Source organism: Pseudomonas sp. 14P5.3.2, assembly GCF_057799175.1.
This window is the reverse complement of record NZ_JBYOKU010000031.1, coordinates 11975-30385: the sequence shown is the minus strand read 5'-3', so window position 1 is coordinate 30385 and position 18411 is coordinate 11975. Positions and strand designations below refer to the sequence as shown.

General features: G+C 59.6%; 28 protein-coding genes. 25 read left to right on the top strand and 3 right to left on the bottom strand.

The window, feature by feature from the left end:
* Positions 1–178: 178 nt before the first annotated feature.
* Positions 179–442, bottom strand: a complete 264-nt coding sequence (locus tag AC27VU_RS21895; RefSeq protein WP_488724905.1) for a hypothetical protein — start codon at positions 440–442, stop codon at positions 179–181.
* Between the two features lie 471 nt (positions 443–913).
* Positions 914–1627, bottom strand: a complete 714-nt coding sequence (locus AC27VU_RS21890) for an XRE family transcriptional regulator (RefSeq protein ID WP_488724904.1) — start codon at positions 1625–1627, stop codon at positions 914–916.
* 92 nt (positions 1628–1719) lie between these two features.
* On the opposite strand from AC27VU_RS21890, the gene AC27VU_RS21885 reads away from it, so the two are divergent.
* The 13 genes from AC27VU_RS21885 (at position 1720) to AC27VU_RS21825 (ending at position 8753) form a co-directional block, all read left to right on the top strand.
* A complete protein-coding gene (locus AC27VU_RS21885) occupies positions 1720–1929 on the top strand; it encodes a hypothetical protein (protein WP_044463860.1) in 210 nt (69 codons plus the stop codon).
* Positions 1930–1964: 35 nt separating this feature from the next.
* The gene (locus AC27VU_RS21880) at positions 1965–2159 is read left to right on the top strand and encodes a hypothetical protein (protein ID WP_237143817.1); all 195 of its coding nucleotides are present in this window, start codon (positions 1965–1967) and stop codon (positions 2157–2159) included.
* 19 nt (positions 2160–2178) lie between these two features.
* Entirely contained in the window at positions 2179–2388 is a 210-nt protein-coding gene (locus AC27VU_RS21875) for a hypothetical protein (RefSeq protein WP_488724903.1), read from the top strand.
* An 88-nt stretch (positions 2389–2476) separates the two neighbouring features.
* On the top strand, positions 2477–3277 hold the full coding sequence (locus AC27VU_RS21870; protein ID WP_488724902.1) for a Rha family transcriptional regulator: 801 nt from the start codon (positions 2477–2479) through the stop codon (positions 3275–3277).
* Positions 3277–3768: an HNH endonuclease gene (locus AC27VU_RS21865; RefSeq protein WP_488724901.1), complete on the top strand. Its 492-nt coding sequence runs from the start codon at positions 3277–3279 to the stop codon at positions 3766–3768. Before AC27VU_RS21870 ends, AC27VU_RS21865 begins: the two co-directional genes overlap by 1 nt.
* A complete protein-coding gene (locus AC27VU_RS21860) occupies positions 3768–4487 on the top strand; it encodes a hypothetical protein (protein WP_488724900.1) in 720 nt (239 codons plus the stop codon). Before AC27VU_RS21865 ends, AC27VU_RS21860 begins: the two co-directional genes overlap by 1 nt.
* Complete coding sequence (locus tag AC27VU_RS21855; RefSeq protein ID WP_488724899.1) at positions 4477–5283, top strand: ATP-binding protein; 807 nt, start codon at positions 4477–4479, stop codon at positions 5281–5283. The genes AC27VU_RS21860 and AC27VU_RS21855 overlap by 11 nt, the downstream gene beginning before the upstream one ends.
* A 1-nt stretch (position 5284) precedes the next feature.
* Positions 5285–5716, top strand: a complete 432-nt coding sequence (locus tag AC27VU_RS21850; RefSeq protein ID WP_488724898.1) for a hypothetical protein — start codon at positions 5285–5287, stop codon at positions 5714–5716.
* Between the two features lie 180 nt (positions 5717–5896).
* Positions 5897–6367: a hypothetical protein gene (locus tag AC27VU_RS21845; protein WP_047297576.1), complete on the top strand. Its 471-nt coding sequence runs from the start codon at positions 5897–5899 to the stop codon at positions 6365–6367.
* Positions 6364–6945 carry a recombination protein NinG gene (locus AC27VU_RS21840; RefSeq protein WP_488724897.1) on the top strand — a complete coding sequence of 194 codons (582 nt, stop codon included), beginning with the start codon at positions 6364–6366 and terminating at the stop codon, positions 6943–6945. The genes AC27VU_RS21845 and AC27VU_RS21840 overlap by 4 nt, the downstream gene beginning before the upstream one ends.
* Positions 6942–7637 carry a hypothetical protein gene (locus tag AC27VU_RS21835; RefSeq protein ID WP_488724896.1) on the top strand — a complete coding sequence of 232 codons (696 nt, stop codon included), beginning with the start codon at positions 6942–6944 and terminating at the stop codon, positions 7635–7637. The genes AC27VU_RS21840 and AC27VU_RS21835 overlap by 4 nt, the downstream gene beginning before the upstream one ends.
* Before the next feature lie 427 nt (positions 7638–8064).
* Positions 8065–8436, top strand: coding sequence for a chemotaxis protein (locus tag AC27VU_RS21830; RefSeq protein WP_121183968.1), 372 nt, complete (start codon positions 8065–8067; stop codon positions 8434–8436).
* Positions 8436–8753 (top strand): hypothetical protein, encoded by a 318-nt coding sequence (locus AC27VU_RS21825; RefSeq protein WP_121183970.1) that lies wholly within the window; start codon positions 8436–8438, stop codon positions 8751–8753. Before AC27VU_RS21830 ends, AC27VU_RS21825 begins: the two co-directional genes overlap by 1 nt.
* A gap of 47 nt (positions 8754–8800) precedes the next feature.
* On the opposite strand, the gene AC27VU_RS21820 is transcribed toward AC27VU_RS21825, so the two are convergent.
* Positions 8801–9055, bottom strand: coding sequence for a hypothetical protein (locus AC27VU_RS21820; RefSeq protein ID WP_488724895.1), 255 nt, complete (start codon positions 9053–9055; stop codon positions 8801–8803).
* A gap of 72 nt (positions 9056–9127) precedes the next feature.
* On the opposite strand from AC27VU_RS21820, the gene AC27VU_RS21815 reads away from it, so the two are divergent.
* From AC27VU_RS21815 to AC27VU_RS21760, 12 genes are all read left to right on the top strand, one after another.
* Positions 9128–9751, top strand: a complete 624-nt coding sequence (locus AC27VU_RS21815; RefSeq protein WP_488724894.1) for a putative metallopeptidase — start codon at positions 9128–9130, stop codon at positions 9749–9751.
* Between the two features lie 31 nt (positions 9752–9782).
* Positions 9783–10244, top strand: coding sequence for a DUF2280 domain-containing protein (locus AC27VU_RS21810; RefSeq protein ID WP_481395112.1), 462 nt, complete (start codon positions 9783–9785; stop codon positions 10242–10244).
* Positions 10231–11532: a terminase large subunit domain-containing protein gene (locus tag AC27VU_RS21805; protein WP_488724893.1), complete on the top strand. Its 1302-nt coding sequence runs from the start codon at positions 10231–10233 to the stop codon at positions 11530–11532. Before AC27VU_RS21810 ends, AC27VU_RS21805 begins: the two co-directional genes overlap by 14 nt.
* Before the next feature lie 7 nt (positions 11533–11539).
* Positions 11540–13003, top strand: coding sequence for a DUF4055 domain-containing protein (locus AC27VU_RS21800; RefSeq protein ID WP_488724892.1), 1464 nt, complete (start codon positions 11540–11542; stop codon positions 13001–13003).
* On the top strand, positions 12996–14039 hold the full coding sequence (locus tag AC27VU_RS21795; RefSeq protein ID WP_488724891.1) for a minor capsid protein: 1044 nt from the start codon (positions 12996–12998) through the stop codon (positions 14037–14039). The genes AC27VU_RS21800 and AC27VU_RS21795 overlap by 8 nt, the downstream gene beginning before the upstream one ends.
* A gap of 83 nt (positions 14040–14122) precedes the next feature.
* Positions 14123–14821: a hypothetical protein gene (locus tag AC27VU_RS21790; RefSeq protein WP_488724890.1), complete on the top strand. Its 699-nt coding sequence runs from the start codon at positions 14123–14125 to the stop codon at positions 14819–14821.
* 6 nt (positions 14822–14827) lie between these two features.
* The gene (locus tag AC27VU_RS21785; protein WP_223007885.1) at positions 14828–15880 is read left to right on the top strand and encodes a coat protein; all 1053 of its coding nucleotides are present in this window, start codon (positions 14828–14830) and stop codon (positions 15878–15880) included.
* Between the two features lie 212 nt (positions 15881–16092).
* Positions 16093–16647 carry a hypothetical protein gene (locus tag AC27VU_RS21780; protein WP_488724889.1) on the top strand — a complete coding sequence of 185 codons (555 nt, stop codon included), beginning with the start codon at positions 16093–16095 and terminating at the stop codon, positions 16645–16647.
* 40 nt (positions 16648–16687) lie between these two features.
* The gene (locus AC27VU_RS21775) at positions 16688–17077 is read left to right on the top strand and encodes a DnaT-like ssDNA-binding protein (protein WP_103484250.1); all 390 of its coding nucleotides are present in this window, start codon (positions 16688–16690) and stop codon (positions 17075–17077) included.
* A gap of 3 nt (positions 17078–17080) precedes the next feature.
* Entirely contained in the window at positions 17081–17440 is a 360-nt protein-coding gene (locus AC27VU_RS21770; protein WP_236169827.1) for a hypothetical protein, read from the top strand.
* Positions 17440–18015 (top strand): HK97 gp10 family phage protein, encoded by a 576-nt coding sequence (locus tag AC27VU_RS21765; RefSeq protein ID WP_488724888.1) that lies wholly within the window; start codon positions 17440–17442, stop codon positions 18013–18015. The genes AC27VU_RS21770 and AC27VU_RS21765 overlap by 1 nt, the downstream gene beginning before the upstream one ends.
* The gene (locus AC27VU_RS21760; RefSeq protein WP_488724887.1) at positions 18012–18407 is read left to right on the top strand and encodes a hypothetical protein; all 396 of its coding nucleotides are present in this window, start codon (positions 18012–18014) and stop codon (positions 18405–18407) included. Before AC27VU_RS21765 ends, AC27VU_RS21760 begins: the two co-directional genes overlap by 4 nt.
* Positions 18408–18411 lie beyond the last annotated feature (4 nt).

The window sequence follows — 18411 nt, the reverse complement described above, 5'->3', positions numbered from 1 at the left end:
GTGAAATCTCTCTGGCAGAGCGATGTTTTCCCGTTGGGGTCAGAGCACCGGTTACCTTTGGCTTCGGGTTCACCACAGCCGTGGCTACTCTTCCCTAAATTCACACGCTAACGACGTATCTCTTTGATCGTTTCGACTTCCCATCTGTCCCTGTCGCCAAGGCCAGCCAGTGAAATCGTCATGGAAGTCGAGTAGCCAACTCCAGGCGCAGATGCAGGCGGGCGCGGTGCTGATGGAACCACTGGATCATCTCGGCCTTGGCCGGGGCCCAACCAGCGGCTTCTCGGCACTCAGCCATGAAGCCCATGATGTTGGTTGCCACGCCGCGAGCCCTGCGAGACTTGAATTGCGCCATTGTTTCGCCTTCGGCGCGGAGCTGGTTGTGATTGCGCATTTGAATACCCTCCGGTTGTTTTCCCAATGCACCCGTCACCAGGTGCATCAGTGAAACTTTCCGCCGTGACCCGCTACTGGCGGCCGTCATCGGCTTGAATCGAATGTCTGGTCACTCACCGCGCCGCCGGTAACCGGTGGGCGAAGCTCGATTCCTCCCAATTACCGCCGGGGAAGGCGGGGCGCATTGCTTGCCGGGTTACTCACACGGTTAAGGCGTTTCACCATCGATCAGCCGTACAGGTTTTTCCTGTCGTGGGCAGGCTTTCGGGCCTGTCTGTTCGCCGGTCGCCGGTAGAGGCAATGCGGTCTGTTGTTTGGTTATTGCGCTGGTTGTTAAAGAGCGGCGGGTCTCTTGAGGCCCTGGCGCCTTCCTGCTTTGGCGTTGAGGCAAATTTAGAAAACTTAACAAGATTGGTCAAGGCCTATTTTTAGAAAACTTAACAAAAGTTTAGGGAGGTTGATTTTCGGGCACAAAAAAGCCCGCCGATTGGCGGGCCTTGGGAGAGGTGGGGTTACGTCAGTTCGAACCGCGTGAGTACATCGCCCACCAGAAAACGTGGCCAATAATGACGATCTGCTGCTCTTGGATCTGATCGAAGGTGTAATCCTCGTCCGGATGCTCGTCGCGATTGAAGCTGCGAAGCCTAAGACCGGTCGGGATTCGGTAGAGCTGCTTCACACGCAGCTGTCCATTGTGATTGATTGCGTACATTTCGCCGTCGACCACGTCCCGCAGGGTGTTTTTCCCCATGTTCACGCCGACCGTGGCGCCGTCGCGCAACACCGGGATCATGCTGTTTCCGCTAACCATCACGCACTTGGCGTTATTGAACTGAACGCCATTGTTGCGCAGATCCTTCTTGAAGAACCGCAGTCTCGCGGTATCGCTTTCCTCAATCACAGACCGCCCAGAGCCCGCAGCAAGTTCGACCTCTTGCAGGAAGGGGACATATACCTCGTCATCGCCGAGGGGGGTCTCGTCATCCCACGTTTCAATAGTGCCGAGCGGTATCGACCTGTGCGCATCCGGCGATCCAGCACCATCTGACAGCCAGTCCGGCGAACAATCCAAGGCTTTGGCCAGGGCGAGCAGATTCTTGCCCTTCGCCCCATTCGTGCCAGCCAGCCAGAAAGAGACAGTCGTCCGAGAGACGCCAGTCATTTCGCTTATGTCAGTCGCTCGTAGGCCCTTGGCCTCCATTCGACTCTTCAATCGTTCGCTGAAATTCATATTTAGGATTCTAAACAAGCATCTGTTTAGATAACTTGCACTTTGCTGTTAACATTTCTAAACTCGCTCGCAGTGAAGTGGAGAAACCTTAAATGACCTATGACCAAGCCCTGCAATTCTTCGGCTCGCCCGGCGCGATCGGTGAAGCCCTGCGCGTCACCCGTAGCCGCGTCTCGCAGTGCCGATCTGCCGGTGGCTTCTCCTACCCAATGCAATGCGTGTTGGAGAAGGAGTCCGCCGGGAAGCTCACTGCGAGCCGCCACGACGACCCTGCCAGCTCGACCAAGCAAACAGCTGCATAACCAATTTCAACAGCCAGGAGCATCGAAGCATGTACATGGACCCCAATCAAAAGCGCGCCATCCCGGTGAAGGTTCGATTCGAACCAGTGCTTGATCGGATTCTGCGTAAGGCCGCGACCAAAACCCGTATGCAGCACGCCACCTACCTCTACGAAATCATCGAGTGGGCTGTGGCCAATGGCGTGATCGAGGAACTGATGCAGGACAAACAAGAAGATATCGCGGGCTGAAGGGCCTATGGAGGCCTAAATGCATTTCGACATCGACAGGCTGTCGCCGGAGGCTCGACGACAGGTGTTGGCGCTTATGGAGGCCAACGGTTTGACCTTGGGTGAAAGCCTCAACCAGATCGTGGAAGGGGCTGTAGCTGAGGGAGCAACTTCAGCAGTAGGGCGGAGGAAGGCAAAAATCCTCCAGTTGGTGGTGACCCCAAAAAGGGCCTCTGGCAGGGACTCTTAAGGGTAATCCAGAGGGCCTCTGCCAAATTCGAGACGAAAAAAAGCCGGGGTAGTGACCCGGCTCTCTTAAAACGCTTGTGGAGCAAATCATGCACCAATCAATCCAAACGATCAATACCCCGACCAGTGTCGCGACACAATTTGGTAACAGTGAAAACGTGTCGCGTGAAAAAATGAGCAGCTTCGACTTGCTCGACCTGGTCAACGCGGCGCGCAAGGAATTCGGTGAAAGCGAAGTTCGTCGCAATGATTTCACAGCGCGCTGCCGCGACGAGCTGGACGGCGAATACTACGAAACTTTCGTAGTAAGGAATCAGCGCGGCCCAGCCTCTGAGGCGTTGATGCTGACCAAGGATCAGTGCCTTCTGATCTCGATGCGGGAATCGAAAGCAGTTCGCCGCTCGGTCGTCTCCAAGATCAATGCCCTTTCTCAGCCGCGCGAACTGTCCCGCATGGATCTTATCCAGCTCGCTTTTGCGGCAGAGCAGCAGCGGCTTCAGCTGTCGATCCAAGTCGAAGCCCAAGCCTCGAAAATCCACTCCATGGAAAACCTCTTCAAGGAAGGGATGACCCACACCCAATTCTGCAAGGGCCTCAATGGGGTCAACGTCATGCAGGTGGGCAAATTCCTCGAGGGCCGGAACTGGCTCTACAACGAGAGCAAATCTGGCCTGCGCTTCCGTGTGGCGTCCTACGCCCGCGACAAGTACATGACCGAGCATCAGCACGAAGTCACTCCCCACGGCCGCGAGCCGTTCGTTTCTTTCACGCCAGTCCTGCTGAAGAAGGGCGCCGCGCGCCTCTACGACCTGTACCTGGCCGGAGAGCTGCCCATGAAGAAGAACTGGAACAGGCTGTTCACGCACGATAAAGCACTGAGGGCCGCGTAATGGCCACCTGGTTGAAGTTGAACGCAGATCTTCTGCACAAGCCGGACTTTGCCGTCCTTTGCTCCCAACTAAATCTCAGCGAAGGCGAGACGCTGATCGCTCTTTTCAAAACAGCTGCGTGGTTTGAAACCCACGGCCATTACGGAAAGGTACCCGGCACCGTCGGGATGATCGATCAAGTGACCCGCGTGAGCGGCCTTGGCGAAAAGCTCGTTGAGGCTGGATGGCTGGAAACGCTCAATGGTTCGCTGGTTTTGAAGGGGTTCAGCGCGCCGTGCGCCACTCGGAAAAGTCTCGGCGCCAAGGTCAGGGCCGAGGTTCTTTCCGTTGGAGAGTGCGCCGCGTGTGGATCCCCCGATGAGCTGGTAATCGACCACATCATTCCTGTTGCACGAGGTGGCTCATGCGAACAATCGAATCTTCAGGCTCTGTGCGCACCGTGCAACAGGCAGAAGGGCAAGAAACTCCCGGAAGAATGGAGGACGAACTGATGGCAAATCCATGGTTCCGGCTCTACTCAGAGTTTGCCACTGACCCCAAAGTCCAGATGATGTCGGAAGCTTATCAGCGCCGATATCTGATGCTGCTCTGCATCAAATGCAGTAACGGCGATGAAACGTTACAGGATGATCAAGTAGCGTTTCAGCTGCGAATCTCCGAAGACGAATGGGCGTCCACCAAAGCTGCATTCATAGAAAAAAATCTCATCGATGACGATGCTGTTCCGCTCGCGTGGAACAAGCGTCAATACGTCTCCGACTCAAGCACACCAAGGGTTGCAGCGTATCGTGAGAAGAAGAAACGGGAGCGTAACGTTTCAGTAACGCCACCAGATACAGAAACAGAACCAGATACAGAACATAAAAAGCAAGGTGCTGGCGCACCAGCGAAGGCTGGCAAGTTCGATCCGCTCACTGCAAAGCCTGAAAACGTGTCCGAGAAGGCCTGGGCCGATTGGTGCCAGCACCGCAAGGAAATCCGCAAGCCACTGACTGCCAAGAGCTGCGAGCAGCAGGCCAAGGCTTTGCTGGGTCACGCCGCGCCGGATCAGGTGCTCGCCACTTCGATCTCCAACGGCTGGACCGGGATCTTCCCGGAGAAGCGTGCCAGCAACGTGCACCCGTTCCCGCAATCCCGTCACACCGGCTTCGCTGAACGCGACTACCAGGCCGGCCTGATCCAGCGGGAGGACGGCAGCTATGCGCTCTGAGCCAGTCCAATCGACCCAAGAACTGCCGCCGGGAACCCGGATCCAGCCGGCCGAGTGCGAAACCCATGGCGCCTACGACCAGAAGATATTTGCACTGTTGGGCAAGGAGCTGAAGAGTGGTTGCCCTGAGTGCGGGCGTCTCGCTCGCGAGAAGACCGAGGCCGCTGAGCTGGCGAACAAGGCGATGGAGCTGCGCATGGCCATGGAGCGGAAGCTCGGCGCCGCGCTGATCCCAAAGCGTTTCGCCAGCAAGACGCTCGACGGATACATCGCGACCACCACGGAGCAGCGCAAGGCGCTCAACACGTGCCGCCGCTATGCCGCCGAGTTTCCGCAGATCGCTGCCACGGGGCGCTGCCTGTTACTGCTTGGCAAGCCTGGCACTGGAAAAACGCACCTTTCCGTGGCGATCGCCAACGAGATCATGGCCAAGTCATCTGCCACGGCGGTGTACCGCACCATCGGCGCCGTGCTGCAGTCGATCCGTGCTTCGTACGACCGCGCCACCGAACAGACTGAAAGTCAGATCCTGTCGAGCCTGATCAGTCCCTCGCTGCTCATCCTGGACGAGATTGGCGTGAGCAAGGAGAAGCCGAGCGACTTCGAGCTGACGACCCTGTTCGCAATCATCAACGGTCGTTACGAGGAGATGCGACCGACGATCATCGTTTCAAACTTAAGCGCCAAGGCGCTCCCGGAAGCCATCGGTGATCGCTGCGTGGATCGCTTGCGTGAGGGCGGCGTGATCGTTCTCCCGTTCGAGTGGGAGTCTCAGCGCGGCAAGGAGGGCTTTTGACATGAGCATCGACAAACAGAAACTCCAGTCCCTGCTGTGGAGCGAGGTTGCCGCCTGGAAGGCCAATTGCGCTGAGTGGAAGCGCAACACCGAGGCGCTGCAGGAATTCCTCGGGGAGAAGACCGTGGAGGAGGTGGCGCTGGAACTGCTGGCCGAGAACGAACGACTTGCCGCATTCGAAGAGGCATATGCAACAGCCTGCACCGTCCGCAATCGACTGATCAAAGAGAACGAGGCGCTGCGTTCCACCTGCGCCAAGGCGAGTGCGTGCATGGATCGCTGGGCCGGAGGGCATGCATTCGACGCCAACGGTCCTGGCGGGCGTATTCGCGATGAGCTCTACGACGCCTACAGGCCTGGTGCTCGCGAAGGAATAGCGAAGCTTCACGAATTCATCGACGCCGCCTCCGCGGGCAAGGCGGTGCAGCTATGACAGGGCAAAAACGGTTGTGGCTTACCCAAGTTGCTCTTTCGACGCTTGAGTCGTGGTACGTGACCTGGGAGGTTTTCCGCAACAAAGGGGATCGTGAGGTGCGGCGCCGTGCGATCTGCTGCAAGGCGCACGGTCTCGTCTGGCATGACCGCCACCTGTTGAGAGGGATGGAGGTGTTCAATGACTGACAAGATCAGCGTCAACTGCCAGGCCAAGCTCTCCGAGGCTATAACTCGGCTCAGTGCCATGTTCCGCGACAAGAAGTTCGTCGTTGTGTCGCTGCGCCCCGGAAAGGACCGCACGCTCGACCAGAACCGTCTCTGGTTCGCGATGTACAAACGCATCTCCGAGATGACACAGATCGGCGACGCGGCCGACGCTCGCTGCTACTGCAAGTTGCACATCGGCGTGCAGATCCTTCTGAACGAGGATGCCGGTTTTCAGGCTGAGTGGTATCGGGTGATGCGGCACCTGCCATACGAGGCGAAGCTCGCCCTGATGGGGGAGTGCAAGCTCTTCGGCCCTGACGGGTTCCCGGTGACCAGTCTGTTCAATCGCGCTCAGGGCGTGGCGTACACCGACCGGATTGTCGCGCGCTTCGCACCGCAGGGCGTTTACTTCGATGATCTGCTGAGCCAGGAGGCTGCATGACGATCGAGCGAAAACCGCCCCGTGCCAAGAAATGCCGCGTGCCAACGTGCAGGGCCTCATTCGTCCCCGCGCGATTGGGGCAGGCCGTGTGCAGCCCAGCCTGCGCGCTGAAGGACGCGCCCCGGAATGAACAGAAGGTAAAGAAGGCGATCGCCCAGCGTGATCGCCGTGAGATCAAGGTCCGCAAAGAGAAACTGAAGACCAGGGCTGACCACCTGCGCGAAGCTCAAGCAGCGTTCAATGAGTGGATACGGCTGCGTGATGACGATCGCCCATGCGTGAGCTGTGGCCGCTACCACGAAGGCCAATACCACGCTGGGCACTACCGCTCTGTGGGAGCGAACCCCGAGCTGCGATTTGACCCGCTCAATGTTTGGAAGCAATGCGCGCCGTGCAATACGCACCTGTCGGGGAACCTGGTGAATTACCGGCTTTCGCTCCTGGAGCTGATCGGCGCGGAAAAAGTCGAGTGGCTTGAAGGGCCTCATCAGCCCCGCAAGTACACCGTCGAAGAAATCAAAACCATCAAGGCCGAATACCGAGCCAAGACCCGCGAACTGAAGAGGGCTGTAGCATGATCTATCCAGGCGTTCTGAACGCAGTTGTCTCCGCCCTCGCGGCTGAGGCCATCGACAACACCAGCAAACAGGCATGGCAGAAGCTGTACAACTCTGCCGACGAGGAGGAGGGCGGCGATATGGCGACACTGGTCCGTTCCCGTGGCGCCGACACAATCGACCGCACGCAAGTGGACTGCTGGGTGTCTGCCCGGCTGCATAGTGCGCTAGAGAAAAAGCACTGGGACGCGCTTGTGGCGAAGTACAGCACCCACAAGGGACGCAAGGTGCAAGCGATCTCGGCGTTGCAGACCCTCATCAACACCCCGGCCCCGAAGCTGTTCCTGTTCAAGGCGACCACTGCCTGGGCTATCCCGCAGCTGAAGGGGGCGCGGCCGAAGGTGGCCACGTCCGTATCCGTCGAGATCCCGCTCGATGCACCGGAGTGGCGTCGCGAAGCAGTGGTGAAGGCGGCTCTGGCGGCAGGCCAGGCCAAGGCGAAGAAAGACGAATCCCGATCGGCCGACATGATCGTGCTGAAGGACAGCTTCTACGACATGAACACCTGGGACAACGATGGCACCCCGGAGTCGACTCGACGCCGGTGGCGGCAGGATATCGGCAAGGCTGCTGACGTCTTGGTCGACGAGGCTCTGGCGCACGCTGCCGACATTCTGGAGGCGGAAGGTTTGCTGATTGAACAGGCTGCGTGATTGCCTGTTGACATCAGTGAGCGGATGAGCGAAATTAATCCCATCCTGTCATTCCTGCGCGTATCGAGGAGTGACAAACGAAACCCGGCCACCGCGCCGGGTTTTTTATTGCCTCGAATTTACCTGTAGCCAGGACAGCCCTCGGGAAGGGCTGGACGTCGATAGCCGGATAGTGCGACGTACGGAATCAACGCCGGCAGCCCGCGCACCCTGACCTCAAACTTGCTTTCGGGGTGGCGCGAGACTGGATCAGCGAGATCGATGCAATGGGGCGTCGACGCTGTGATGGGCTTTGGCAGACAGCTCGGAAAGACGAGCGCACCTATTCAGGGCCTCTGCACTTGCAGGGGCCTTTTTCGTTTTCGGCTCCCCACACCCATTGCTCCGAGCTGGGAGTGCAGCGGGGCCAATTATTCATGGAGCGACGATGGATCCTACTGACCTCGGCCCAGGCACAGCTACCTGGCTGGGCGGTAGTGCCACGGTGATACTCGGCGGGCTGCTGTGGTTGCGGAAATTCCTCTCGAAGGATGCCGCTGACCGGGCGATGGACAACGCCGATATCGGCACCGTCCGCCGCCTCAATGAACTGCTCGATTCGGAGCGCACTGCCCGGAAGGAAGCGGAGGCCCGTGCCGATCAGTTCGCCAAAGAGCGCAACGACCTGGCCGCTTCGGTTGGCCGCATGGAAGGGAAGATTGAAGCGCTGACCAGTCAGGTCGCCCAGCTCACGGAGCGAGTGACCCTGCAGAGCGACGAGATCACCCGCCTGCGGAACAAGCTCGGAGGTGCTGTGTGATGGACAGATGCGCGATGGAATTCATTGCTCGCCGCTGGTGGCGCCGGGCAGAAGTTTGGGCGATCGCCATTGTGCTGGTCGCCGGCGGCACGGTGCTGGGATATCAGGCCTGCTACTGGTCGCTTGCCGAGAAGCAGGCGAAGCAGGTCGAGGAGATCCGCAGCGCATACGCCACCGCCATGAATGAGCGGGACCAGCGCCTGGACGAATTGACCCGGAAGACTGGGACTGCTGCCGAGAAGGCTTCGAAGGCTGCAACCACTGCCACGCAGGCGGCGGACAAGGCGCTCGAAGCGGTGGATCGGGTAAGTCAGTAAGTCGCGACACGTTTCGCTAATCAGCAAATTGTGTCGCGACACGTCATTTACTTGCTGGCGATCGTCACTGTTGCAGTGATTTCAAATACCGAATAGCCCTTTGTTTGGAAGTCGTCCCAGACAGTTTGAGGGTCGAAGCCAATCAACCGTTCTGATGTGTCCAGTTCCTTGGTGTCTTCTGTGACTTCCGGTCCGATCCAGCGCCTGGTGTCATCCGAAAGGTCGTCCAGTGTCTTATCGATAGGGATGGCCAGGGCGCGGTGCTTCTGATGGTTGTAGTACGCCTTCACTTTGAACTTCATATCTCTGCTCCGTGAGTGTTGGAACAGCACCAATACCGGCATCCAGCCATCATTTCAAGCTCAAGGTGACTCATGGATCGGCCATACCCTCCAGCGTCACTGCTTGAGTTGTCAGACCTGTCCAGCTTCGGTATCCGCCTGATCCCTGCGCCTGAGGTGTGGGAGTGGCTCCAAGCCGAGATCCTTGCCGACACCGGAAGCATCCACAACGAAGAGCACGCCCATCTGATCGATGCGGACATTCGTGTGATGTGGGCGTCTTCTGCGTTTACGAAGAAGGGACGCACGGTGGTGGGCCAGGCCGAGCAGGTCGCGTTCCGCGCTGGTGGTTGGCAGAAGGCGCGTATGGAGCAGCAAATGCGTGATTGGTTCGGTGACGTGCCGGCCTACATCATCACCCTGGCAGCCGATTACTGCGCTGACTGTTCCGATGCTGACTTCTGTGCCCTGGTGGAGCACGAGCTGTATCACATAGCCCAAACGACCGATCAGTACGGCGCACCCAAGTTCACCCAGGAAGGATTGCCCAAGCTTGAGATGCGCGGACACGACGTTGAAGAGTTCGTCGGTGTGGTGCGTCGCTATGGGGCGAGCCCTCAAGTTCAAGAGCTGGTGGACGCTGCAAACAATCCTGCTGAGGTGGGGAAATTGAACATTTCGAGAGCCTGCGGAACCTGTCTGCTCAAGTCGGCCTGATTCCTGACAGGTCCTGACGGATGAAATTCATATGGCAGCACTACGAAGCGAGGTCAAAGCCTTCATTGTTCAGGCTCTGGCCTGCTTCGATACACCTTCTCAGGTGGTGGAGGCCGTCAAGAAAGAATTCGGCATAGAGGTAAGTCGCCAGACCTGCGAGGGACATGACCCAACGAAGTACGCAGGACGTGGTCTGGCACCGCGCTGGGCGGACATGTTCCATGCCTGTCGAGAGCGATTCACTGCCGAGACTGCGGACATCCCGATCGCCCATAGAGCTTATCGGCTTCGCGCATTGGGGCGGATGGCTGAGAAGGCCGAGAGCATGAAGAACATGGCCCTCACTGCTCAGCTACTAGAGCAGGCGGCCAAAGAGGTTGGCGACATCTACGTCAACCGCCAGACCAAGAACGAGAACCCCCACGACAACGTACCGCCCACGCGAGTGCAGGTCGACGTGGTGGATGCGAGGAAGCCTGATGCCGACGCTTAACGTCCCGCAGGCGCGCTTCCTCCAGATGGAGAACAAGTTCCGCGGGTTCGTTGCCGGTTTCGGCTCGGGCAAGACGTGGGTAGGCTGCGCCGGTATCTGCAAGCATGTTTGGGAGTGGCCGAGGATCAACTCGGGATACTTCGCGCCGACCTACCCGCAGATCCGCGACATCTTCTTCCCGACGATTGAAGAGGTGGCATTCGACTGGGGCCTGAAGGTCAAGACGAAGGAGAGCGACAAGGAGGTCGAGTTCTACAGCGGCGGCCAGTATCGCAGCACGACCATCTGCCGTTCGATGGAGAAGCCGCAGACCATTGTCGGTTTCAAGATCGGGCACGCCCTGGTCGACGAGCTCGATGTTCTGCCTGCGCTCAAGGCCGAGCACGCCTGGCGCAAGATCATTGCCCGGATGCGTTACAACGAGCTCGGGCTCAAGAACGGCGTAGACGTGACCACGACGCCGGAAGGCTTCAAGTTCGTCTACCAGCAGTTCGTGAAGCAGTTGCGCGAGAAGCCCTCGCTGCAAGGCATGTATGGGCTGGTACAGGCCAGCACGTTCGACAACGAGTTGAACCTGCCACCCGATTACATCCCATCCTTGATGGAGTCGTACCCGCCGCAGCTGATCCTGGCCTACCTCAACGGGCAGTTCGTCAACCTGAATGCCGGATCGATCTATCACGCGTACGACAGAAATCTGAATGGCTGTTTCGACGCGGTTGAGCCCGGCGAGCCACTCTTCATCGGCATGGACTTCAACGTCGGCAAGATGGCGGCGATCACACACGTCAAGCGCGCAGACGGGAAGCCTCGGGCAGTCGACGAACTGATCGACGGCTTCGACACCCCGGACATGATCCGGCGCATCAAGGAGCGCTACTGGCGCTACAACGGCAAGGACTACGAGAAAACGTGCGAGATCCGGATCTATCCGGATGCCTCGGGTGGCTCTCGAAAGTCGGTGAATGCCAGCGAGACAGATATCGCCATCCTGCGCCAAGCGGGATTCAGCGTCATCGCACCAGATGCGAACCCACCGGTGAAAGACCGCATCAACGCCATGAACGCGATGTTCTGCAACGCCAATGGCGAGCGGCGCTACTTGGTCAACCCGCTGCGTTGCCCAACATATGCGGACGGCTTGGAGCAGCAGGTATGGGCGCCGAATGGCGAGCCCGACAAGAAGTCAGGCGTCGACCACGCGAACGATGCCGGCGGTTACTTCATCCACCACGACTACCCGATCATCAAGCCGATGACCCACATTCCTGTCACCTTCACTTTCTGAGGCCAATATGCCCAACTACAGCGCCATCAGGCAGGAGTACAGCGATGCCTTGCCCGGCTGGCAGCTGGTCAAGCGTTGCGTAGCCGGGCCGCGAGAGGTTCGCAAGTACGACGAATATCTGCCCATGCCTGACCCGCTGAATCAGTCGCCCGAGAACGTCGCGCGGTATCAGCAACTCAAGAAGCGGGCAATGTTCCTCAACGTCACCGGCCGCACGCGCACCGGGCTGCTTGGCGCGGTGTTCCGCAAGACGGCAGAGATCAAGCTGCCCTCGGCAGTCGAGTACCTGCTGGAGAACGTCAGCGGTGACGGCTCAAGCCTTGAGCAGTTGTGCAAGGAAGCTACTGGCGAGTGCCTCGACACCGGCCGCGGCGGTCTACTGACTGACTTCCCGAAGGTCGAACTGCCAGAGGGACAGACTTCGCTCACTGTCGCGCAGGCGGCGAAAGCGCGTGCCTACGTCCACTTTTACCCGGCCGAGAGCATCGTCAATTGGCGGGAAGACGTGATCGACGGCGTGCGCCGGCTGACGCTGGTGGTGCTGCACGAAAAGATCAACGAAGCTACGGATGACGGGTTCGAGTTCACTGCCAAGGATCAATACCGCGCGCTGATGCTGATCGACGGGAAGTACGTGCAGCGCGTTTACTCGGAAGATGCGCCGGACGGAGTCGAAACGAACCCGACCGACAAGACGGGCAAGGCCTTCGATCACATCCCGTTCCACTTTTTCGGCTCCCAGAACAATGACGCCAGCATCGACAAGGCACCGCTGGAAGACTTAGCCGAGGTGAACATCCTTCACTACGGCAACAGCGCCACGGTGGAAGAGGCAGGCTTCATTAGTTCGCAGCCGACGCTGTTCATTACCACGGACATTCAGCCCGACGAATTCATCAAGCTGAACCCGAACGGGATGCACATTGGTTCGCGTCGTGGGCACAACCTCGGCAAGCAAGGCTCTGCCGTCATGCTGCAGGCCAAGGAAACGCAGCTGGCCCGCGAGCTGATGAAGGACAAGGAAGATCAGATGCTGATGATCGGCGCGCGCATCGTCCAGCAGGGAGGTGGCGCCGAGACAGCAGAGGCTGTTCGCATCCGCTACAGCTCGGATAACTCGGTGCTGGGCACGATCGCTGGCAACGTCTCCGAGGCGGTGCGGCTGTCTCTGTTCGACGCGCAGCGGTTCATGATGGAGGCGGTCGACGAAGCTGGCACAGTCTTCTGGCTCAACCAGGAGTTCTTCGACGAGGCCATGGACGCGCAAGCGATCCTCGCTCAGATGCAGCTCTGGCAGCAGGGCATCATAGCCAAGAAGGACCTACGCACCAACCTGCGCCAGGCTGGGGTGCTGGAGTCTGACCGCGCAGATGAGGACATCGACGCGGATCGAGAGGAAGAAGCGCCTGTGGTGGGCAGCGAACCAGATTCGCCACCAGCCAACCAGCCACCCGGGGTGAATGATGAGTAGCGAGGGCTATCTGACGGATGCCACCACTCGGCACCAGGTCTACGTCCAGCGATACGCCGGTGGCAACCTGAAGCGGGTGGCGTCATTCATCAGCAAGGCCATCAACACGGCAAAGGCTCGCGTTTCGGCAGGCCTCAGCGCCTACGGCACGCGTCGGTACACCTCGCAGATAGAAACGCTCCAAGGCGATCTGCGGGGCATCTACGACGATATGAAGGGCAGGGCGCAGCTCGACCTTGGCGAGTTCGCGGTCTACGAGGCCGAGTTCAACGGCAAGATGCTGGGCAAGGTCATCAAGGCCGTTGTGCAGTTCAATGTGCCTTCGGCTGAGATGGTGAGCGCCGCTGCACTGGCTGACCCGATGTTGCTGGAGGCTCGCAAGGGCGCCCAGCGCATCAGCATCAGCGGTGCGCTCGACCAGTTCGGTACCAAGAAGGCAGCCGAGATCATCGGCGAGATTCAGATCGGTTCCAGCCTGGGCGAGACCAGCCAGCAGATCGGTCGGCGCCTGACCAGCATCCACCAGTTGCATCAGGATCAGGCCTCGTCGCTCGTTCGCACCATGACCAACCATGTCGCCAGCACGGCGCGCATGGAGACGCTCAAGGCTAACGACGACATCCTGCAGGGCTGGCGCTGGATTTCCACGCTCGACAGCAAGACCAGCGCCATGTGTCAGGCGAGGGATCAGCACATCTACGGATGGGACGACCCCAAGCCGCCCGGCCACTGGAATTGCAGATCGGGCGCGCTGCCGGTTCTGAAAGATGAGTTTGCCCGCGAGATCCCGGGTTCTACCAGGCCCTCAATCGGCCCTGATGGCGTCGCGCTGATATCCAGCAAGACAAGTTATCAGGAGTGGCTCTCGCGTCAGCCTGCTGCCTTCCAGCGCGACATCCTAGGCCCGAACCGGTACGCACTGTTCACAAAGGGCGAACTGACACTGGAGAAGTTCGTGGATGACAACGGCAAGACGCTGACCCTCAAGCAACTGAAAGACCTTGAGCCGCTGGCCTTCGAGCGAGCGGGACTCTGACAACGAACCACACAAACGACCGGCCTTGAGCCGGTTTTTTTATGCCTGCGGCTGAGCCAACGGCAAATCATCCGGGGGATGACATGAAGTACAAGATCAGCAAGGCGGAATACGAAGCGCTCAATGCAGCCATGCAGGCGCTCTACAAGGCGATGGGCGATGACTTCGTCCTGACCGTTGAGGGCTTGCCCACCGGCGGCGAGGATCTGGAAGGCCTGAAGCGCCAGAACCAGACGCTGCTGGACGAGGCCAAGGAAGCCAAGCGCCTGAAGCGCGAGGCGGACGAAAAGCTCGCCCAGAAGGAACTGGACGCCGCCAAGGCTCGGGGCGACTTCGAGCAGCTGTATGCCAGCAGCGAGCAGGCCCTGTCCGCCGAGCGTACGCGCTTGGCCGAGCTGACCGCCAGCATCGAGCGCCGCGACCTGACGTCGGCAGCCTCGAAGGTTTCCAGCAGCATCGCCGACGGCGAGAACGCCGAGATCCTGGCCGAGTTCGTCCAGCGCCGCCTGAAGATCGTTGACGGGCAGGTCAAGGTCACGGATGCCGCCGGCAACCTGACCATCGCCAGCCTTGAGGATCTGGCGAAAGAATTCCAGCAAGCGCCGCGCTACGCATCACTGGTGCGCGGAACGAAAGCGAACGGTGGCGGGGCTACCGGGGGTAGTGGTGGCGGGGCCACCAAGCAGTTGCACGAAATGAGCGATGCCGAGCGCATCCAGCTCTCCAACGAAAATCCGACCTTGTTTAACCAAATGGTTCAACAGGCAAAATCAAAGGAATAAGGCCCCATGCCAATCACCACCATCGGCAACATCATCACCGGTAATATCCCGGTGCTGACTTCGTACCTGACTCAGGACCCGGTAGAAAAAACCGCGTTCTTCCAGTCCGGCATTCTGACTCCGACCCCTTACGCGTCCGAGATCGCCCGCGGCCCGTCGAACATCGCGAACATTCCCTACTGGAAGGCGATCGATGCCTCGGTAGAGCCGAACTACTCGAACGATGTCTACGCCGACGTTGCAGAGCCACGCAACATTGAAACCGGCGACATGATGGCTCGTGTTGCGTACCTCAACGAAGGCTTCGGACAAGCTGACCTGACCGTCGAGCTGACCAGCAAGAACCCGTTGCAATCCGTTGCGGCGCGCCTGGATAACTTCTGGCAGCGCCAGGCTCAGCGCCGCCTGCTGGCGACTTCGCTGGGCATCTACAACGACAACATCGGTGCGACCGACGCATCGCACACTCAGAATGACATGGTGATCGACGTGTCCGCATCTGGCGGCTTCGATGCTGGTGCATTCATCGACGCAACCCAGACCATGGGTGACGCGCTGATGAGCGACAGCGGTCAGGTTCTCGGCGTGATGGCGATGCACAGCTTCGTGTATGGCGACATGCGCAAGAAGCAGTTGATCGACTTCATCCGCGACGCTGACAACAACACTCAGATCGCGACCTATCAAGGTTACCGCCTTGTGATCGACGATCAGATGACCGTCATCGGCACCGGCAGCTCGCGCAAGTTCATCAACGTGATCTTTGGCCAAGGCGCGATCGGTTACGGCGAAGGCAATCCAGAGCACCCGACAGCCTACGAGCGCCAGGAATCTCGCGGTAACGGCGGCGGCGTGGAAGTCCTGTGGAGCCGCAAGACCTGGCTCCTGCACCCACTGGGCTACAGCTTCCTGTCTGCGACCATTACCGGCAACGGCACCGAAACCACGCCACGCTCTGCCTCGTGGCAGGATCTGGCGCTGGCGACGAACTGGAACCGTGTGATGGAGCGTAAGCACATCCCGATCGCGTTCTTGGTCACCGGTGTTCCGGCGCCTTAATCCATAGGGGCGGCTCGCCGCCCCATTCAGGAGTAAATGCCGATGGCTAACCAAAAAACTGGTAAGGGCTTGCCCCGATCTCTGCGGACCGCAAAGCCGTCCGCAGCGACGGTTCAAGTCGCCGCCGATGCAACGAACGGCATCGCTGCCGGCGACCTTCAGGCCGCTCTCAGCGCGCTGGCAGCCCGAGTAAAAGCACTGGAGACACCGTAATGACCGATAACAACGTAAAGAAAACCCGGTTCGCCGGATTGGAGCAGGACGAAAATGGTCAGGTCCGGCTGAAGTCGGACGATGTGCCAGAATCTGATTTGCTCGGTCACGGCACGACCGAGAGCGGCGGTGAGTTCAACGGCGGCGGCGAATTGCAGGCTCAATACGCAAAGCTCAAAGCTGAGAATGTCGGCCTGTCCTCTCAGCTGAAAGAAGTAGGGAAACTGGCCGCTGGCCTTGAAGCTGGCGTGCTGAACCCTGTTGAAGGCGAAGGCCCAGCGATGCACCTGTATGAAGCCCTGGCCGGCATTCAGTCGGGCATGCAGCGCTTGGCAAGCGATCGCGATTCCGCTGTGAGTAAGTCGGAGGAGCTGCAGAAACAGGTCGATGACTTGCTGGCGCAGGCAGAGAAAAATCGCTTGGCCAATGCGACCGATCCGCTCGACGAGCTGACGGTCGTGCAGATCAAGGAACAGCTCGACGCCAAGGGCGTGACCTACAAGGTCAACGACTCGAAGCCTGAGCTGCTCGCGTTGTTGAAGGCCAACCAGTAACAACTGGGGCTTCGGCCCCACTCATTCAAGCGGAGGCCTGATGGCTACCTACATCACCGTGGCGGACGTTGACGCCGAGCTCGGGCCTTCATGGGCGCCAGACGACAAGAAAGCTCGCGCCGTGCTGCAGGCGAATGCCTATTTGACCTCGCTCAACCTGGTCGGCATCGACATGGACGCCATTCCCGAAGAGGTGAAGCAGGCCGGCGCCGAGCTGGCTGTTGTCGCCTCTGAGGGCAAGCTGTACCAGCAGCAGACCGAGGGATCGCTGGAGGCCAAGACCGTGAAGGCCGGTTCGGTGACCACCAGCAAGACGTTTGCCTCAATCGACACCAGCAAATCCACCGCGCTCCCCGATGGCGTTCAGTTCGCGCTGGGGCTTCTCGCGCCTTGGCGCGCCAGTGGCTTCAGCTTCAACGTGTACAGGTGACCCATGGGCCTACGTGAAGAGATCCAGGCAGATCTGGCCGAGGCCTTCGACACTGATCTTGCGGACGCCGTGCAGCCATTCAGTGGCGGCGTGACGCTGCCGGGAACGTGGGATCCGGTCAACGAGGTGGCGGGCGACCCTGTTGTCATCGCCTACACCGGTCGGGGCGTATTCGACGCCTTCAAGATCGCCCAGGTCGACGGTGTGAACATCCGCGCCACCGACCAGCTGCTGATCGCGCTGACCAATGAAACAATCGGCGGGGTTCCGGACATTGGCCACAAGATCAACGATTTCGACGTGATCAACGTTCAGACCGACCCGGCCGGTGCCCATTACGAGATCCAGCTGAGGAAAGTCTGATGGCCAACAAAGCGGGCTGGAGCCATAGCCTCACGGAGTTCGCCGACCAGGCAGGCGAGGACATCACTCAGATGGCGCGCGTGATCGCGACCGCCATGCTCACGGAGGTGGTGAACCGTTCGCCGGTCGGCAACCCTGACCTATGGCAGGCCAACGTGGCGTTGCACACGAAGAACGTAGCGCTGGCTGATGCCTATGACGCGAACGTAGACGCACGCAACGCTGCGCGCACAGGTGGCAAGGCCTTCAAGAAGCTGACCAAGCGCGAGCGCGAAGAGAACTATTTCGTCAAAGCGCAGGCTGCAGGGAAGGGGTACATCGGTGGCACGTTCCGAGGCAGCCACCTGGTGTCGATCGGCGCTCCGGACATGACCGTGACCGACAACATCGACCCGTCTGGCCGCGAGACGATCAGCAAGGGCAGCATGCTCATCAAGGCCTCGGGCAAGTTTCCCGTGATCTATATCCAGACCAACAGTCCCTACGGCGAGATGCTGGAGCTGGGGCATTCCACGCAGGCGCCCGGCGGGGTCTATGACCTCGCGTTCATCGGCGTATCCGAGGCCTACACATGACCTTCGAGCAAATCAGGGCGCTCATCACCGCGCGCATGGTTGCCTTCACCGGCATTGACCAGGCGCGGATCGATTACCCGAACCAGCCGGAAGTGTTCACGCCGCCGGCGACCGGCATCTGGTGCCGGCTGAATATCCAGTACGCCTCGGCCTTCATGGCTGGCATGGCCGACCGTCCGCACACCCGCAAGCCCGGGCAGATCAGCATCCAGTGCTTCGCCCGCGAACGCACCGGCACCAAGGCCATCAACGAGCTGGCCGACGCGCTCGAAGCGCACTTCGCCTACTGGCAGTCCGGCGACCTTGAGTGCATGGAAGCCAGCCAAGTGGTCGCCGGAGAGTTCGAGGGCTTCTACCAAATCAACGTCAACATCCGGTTTCGCGCCGGTTGAGAGA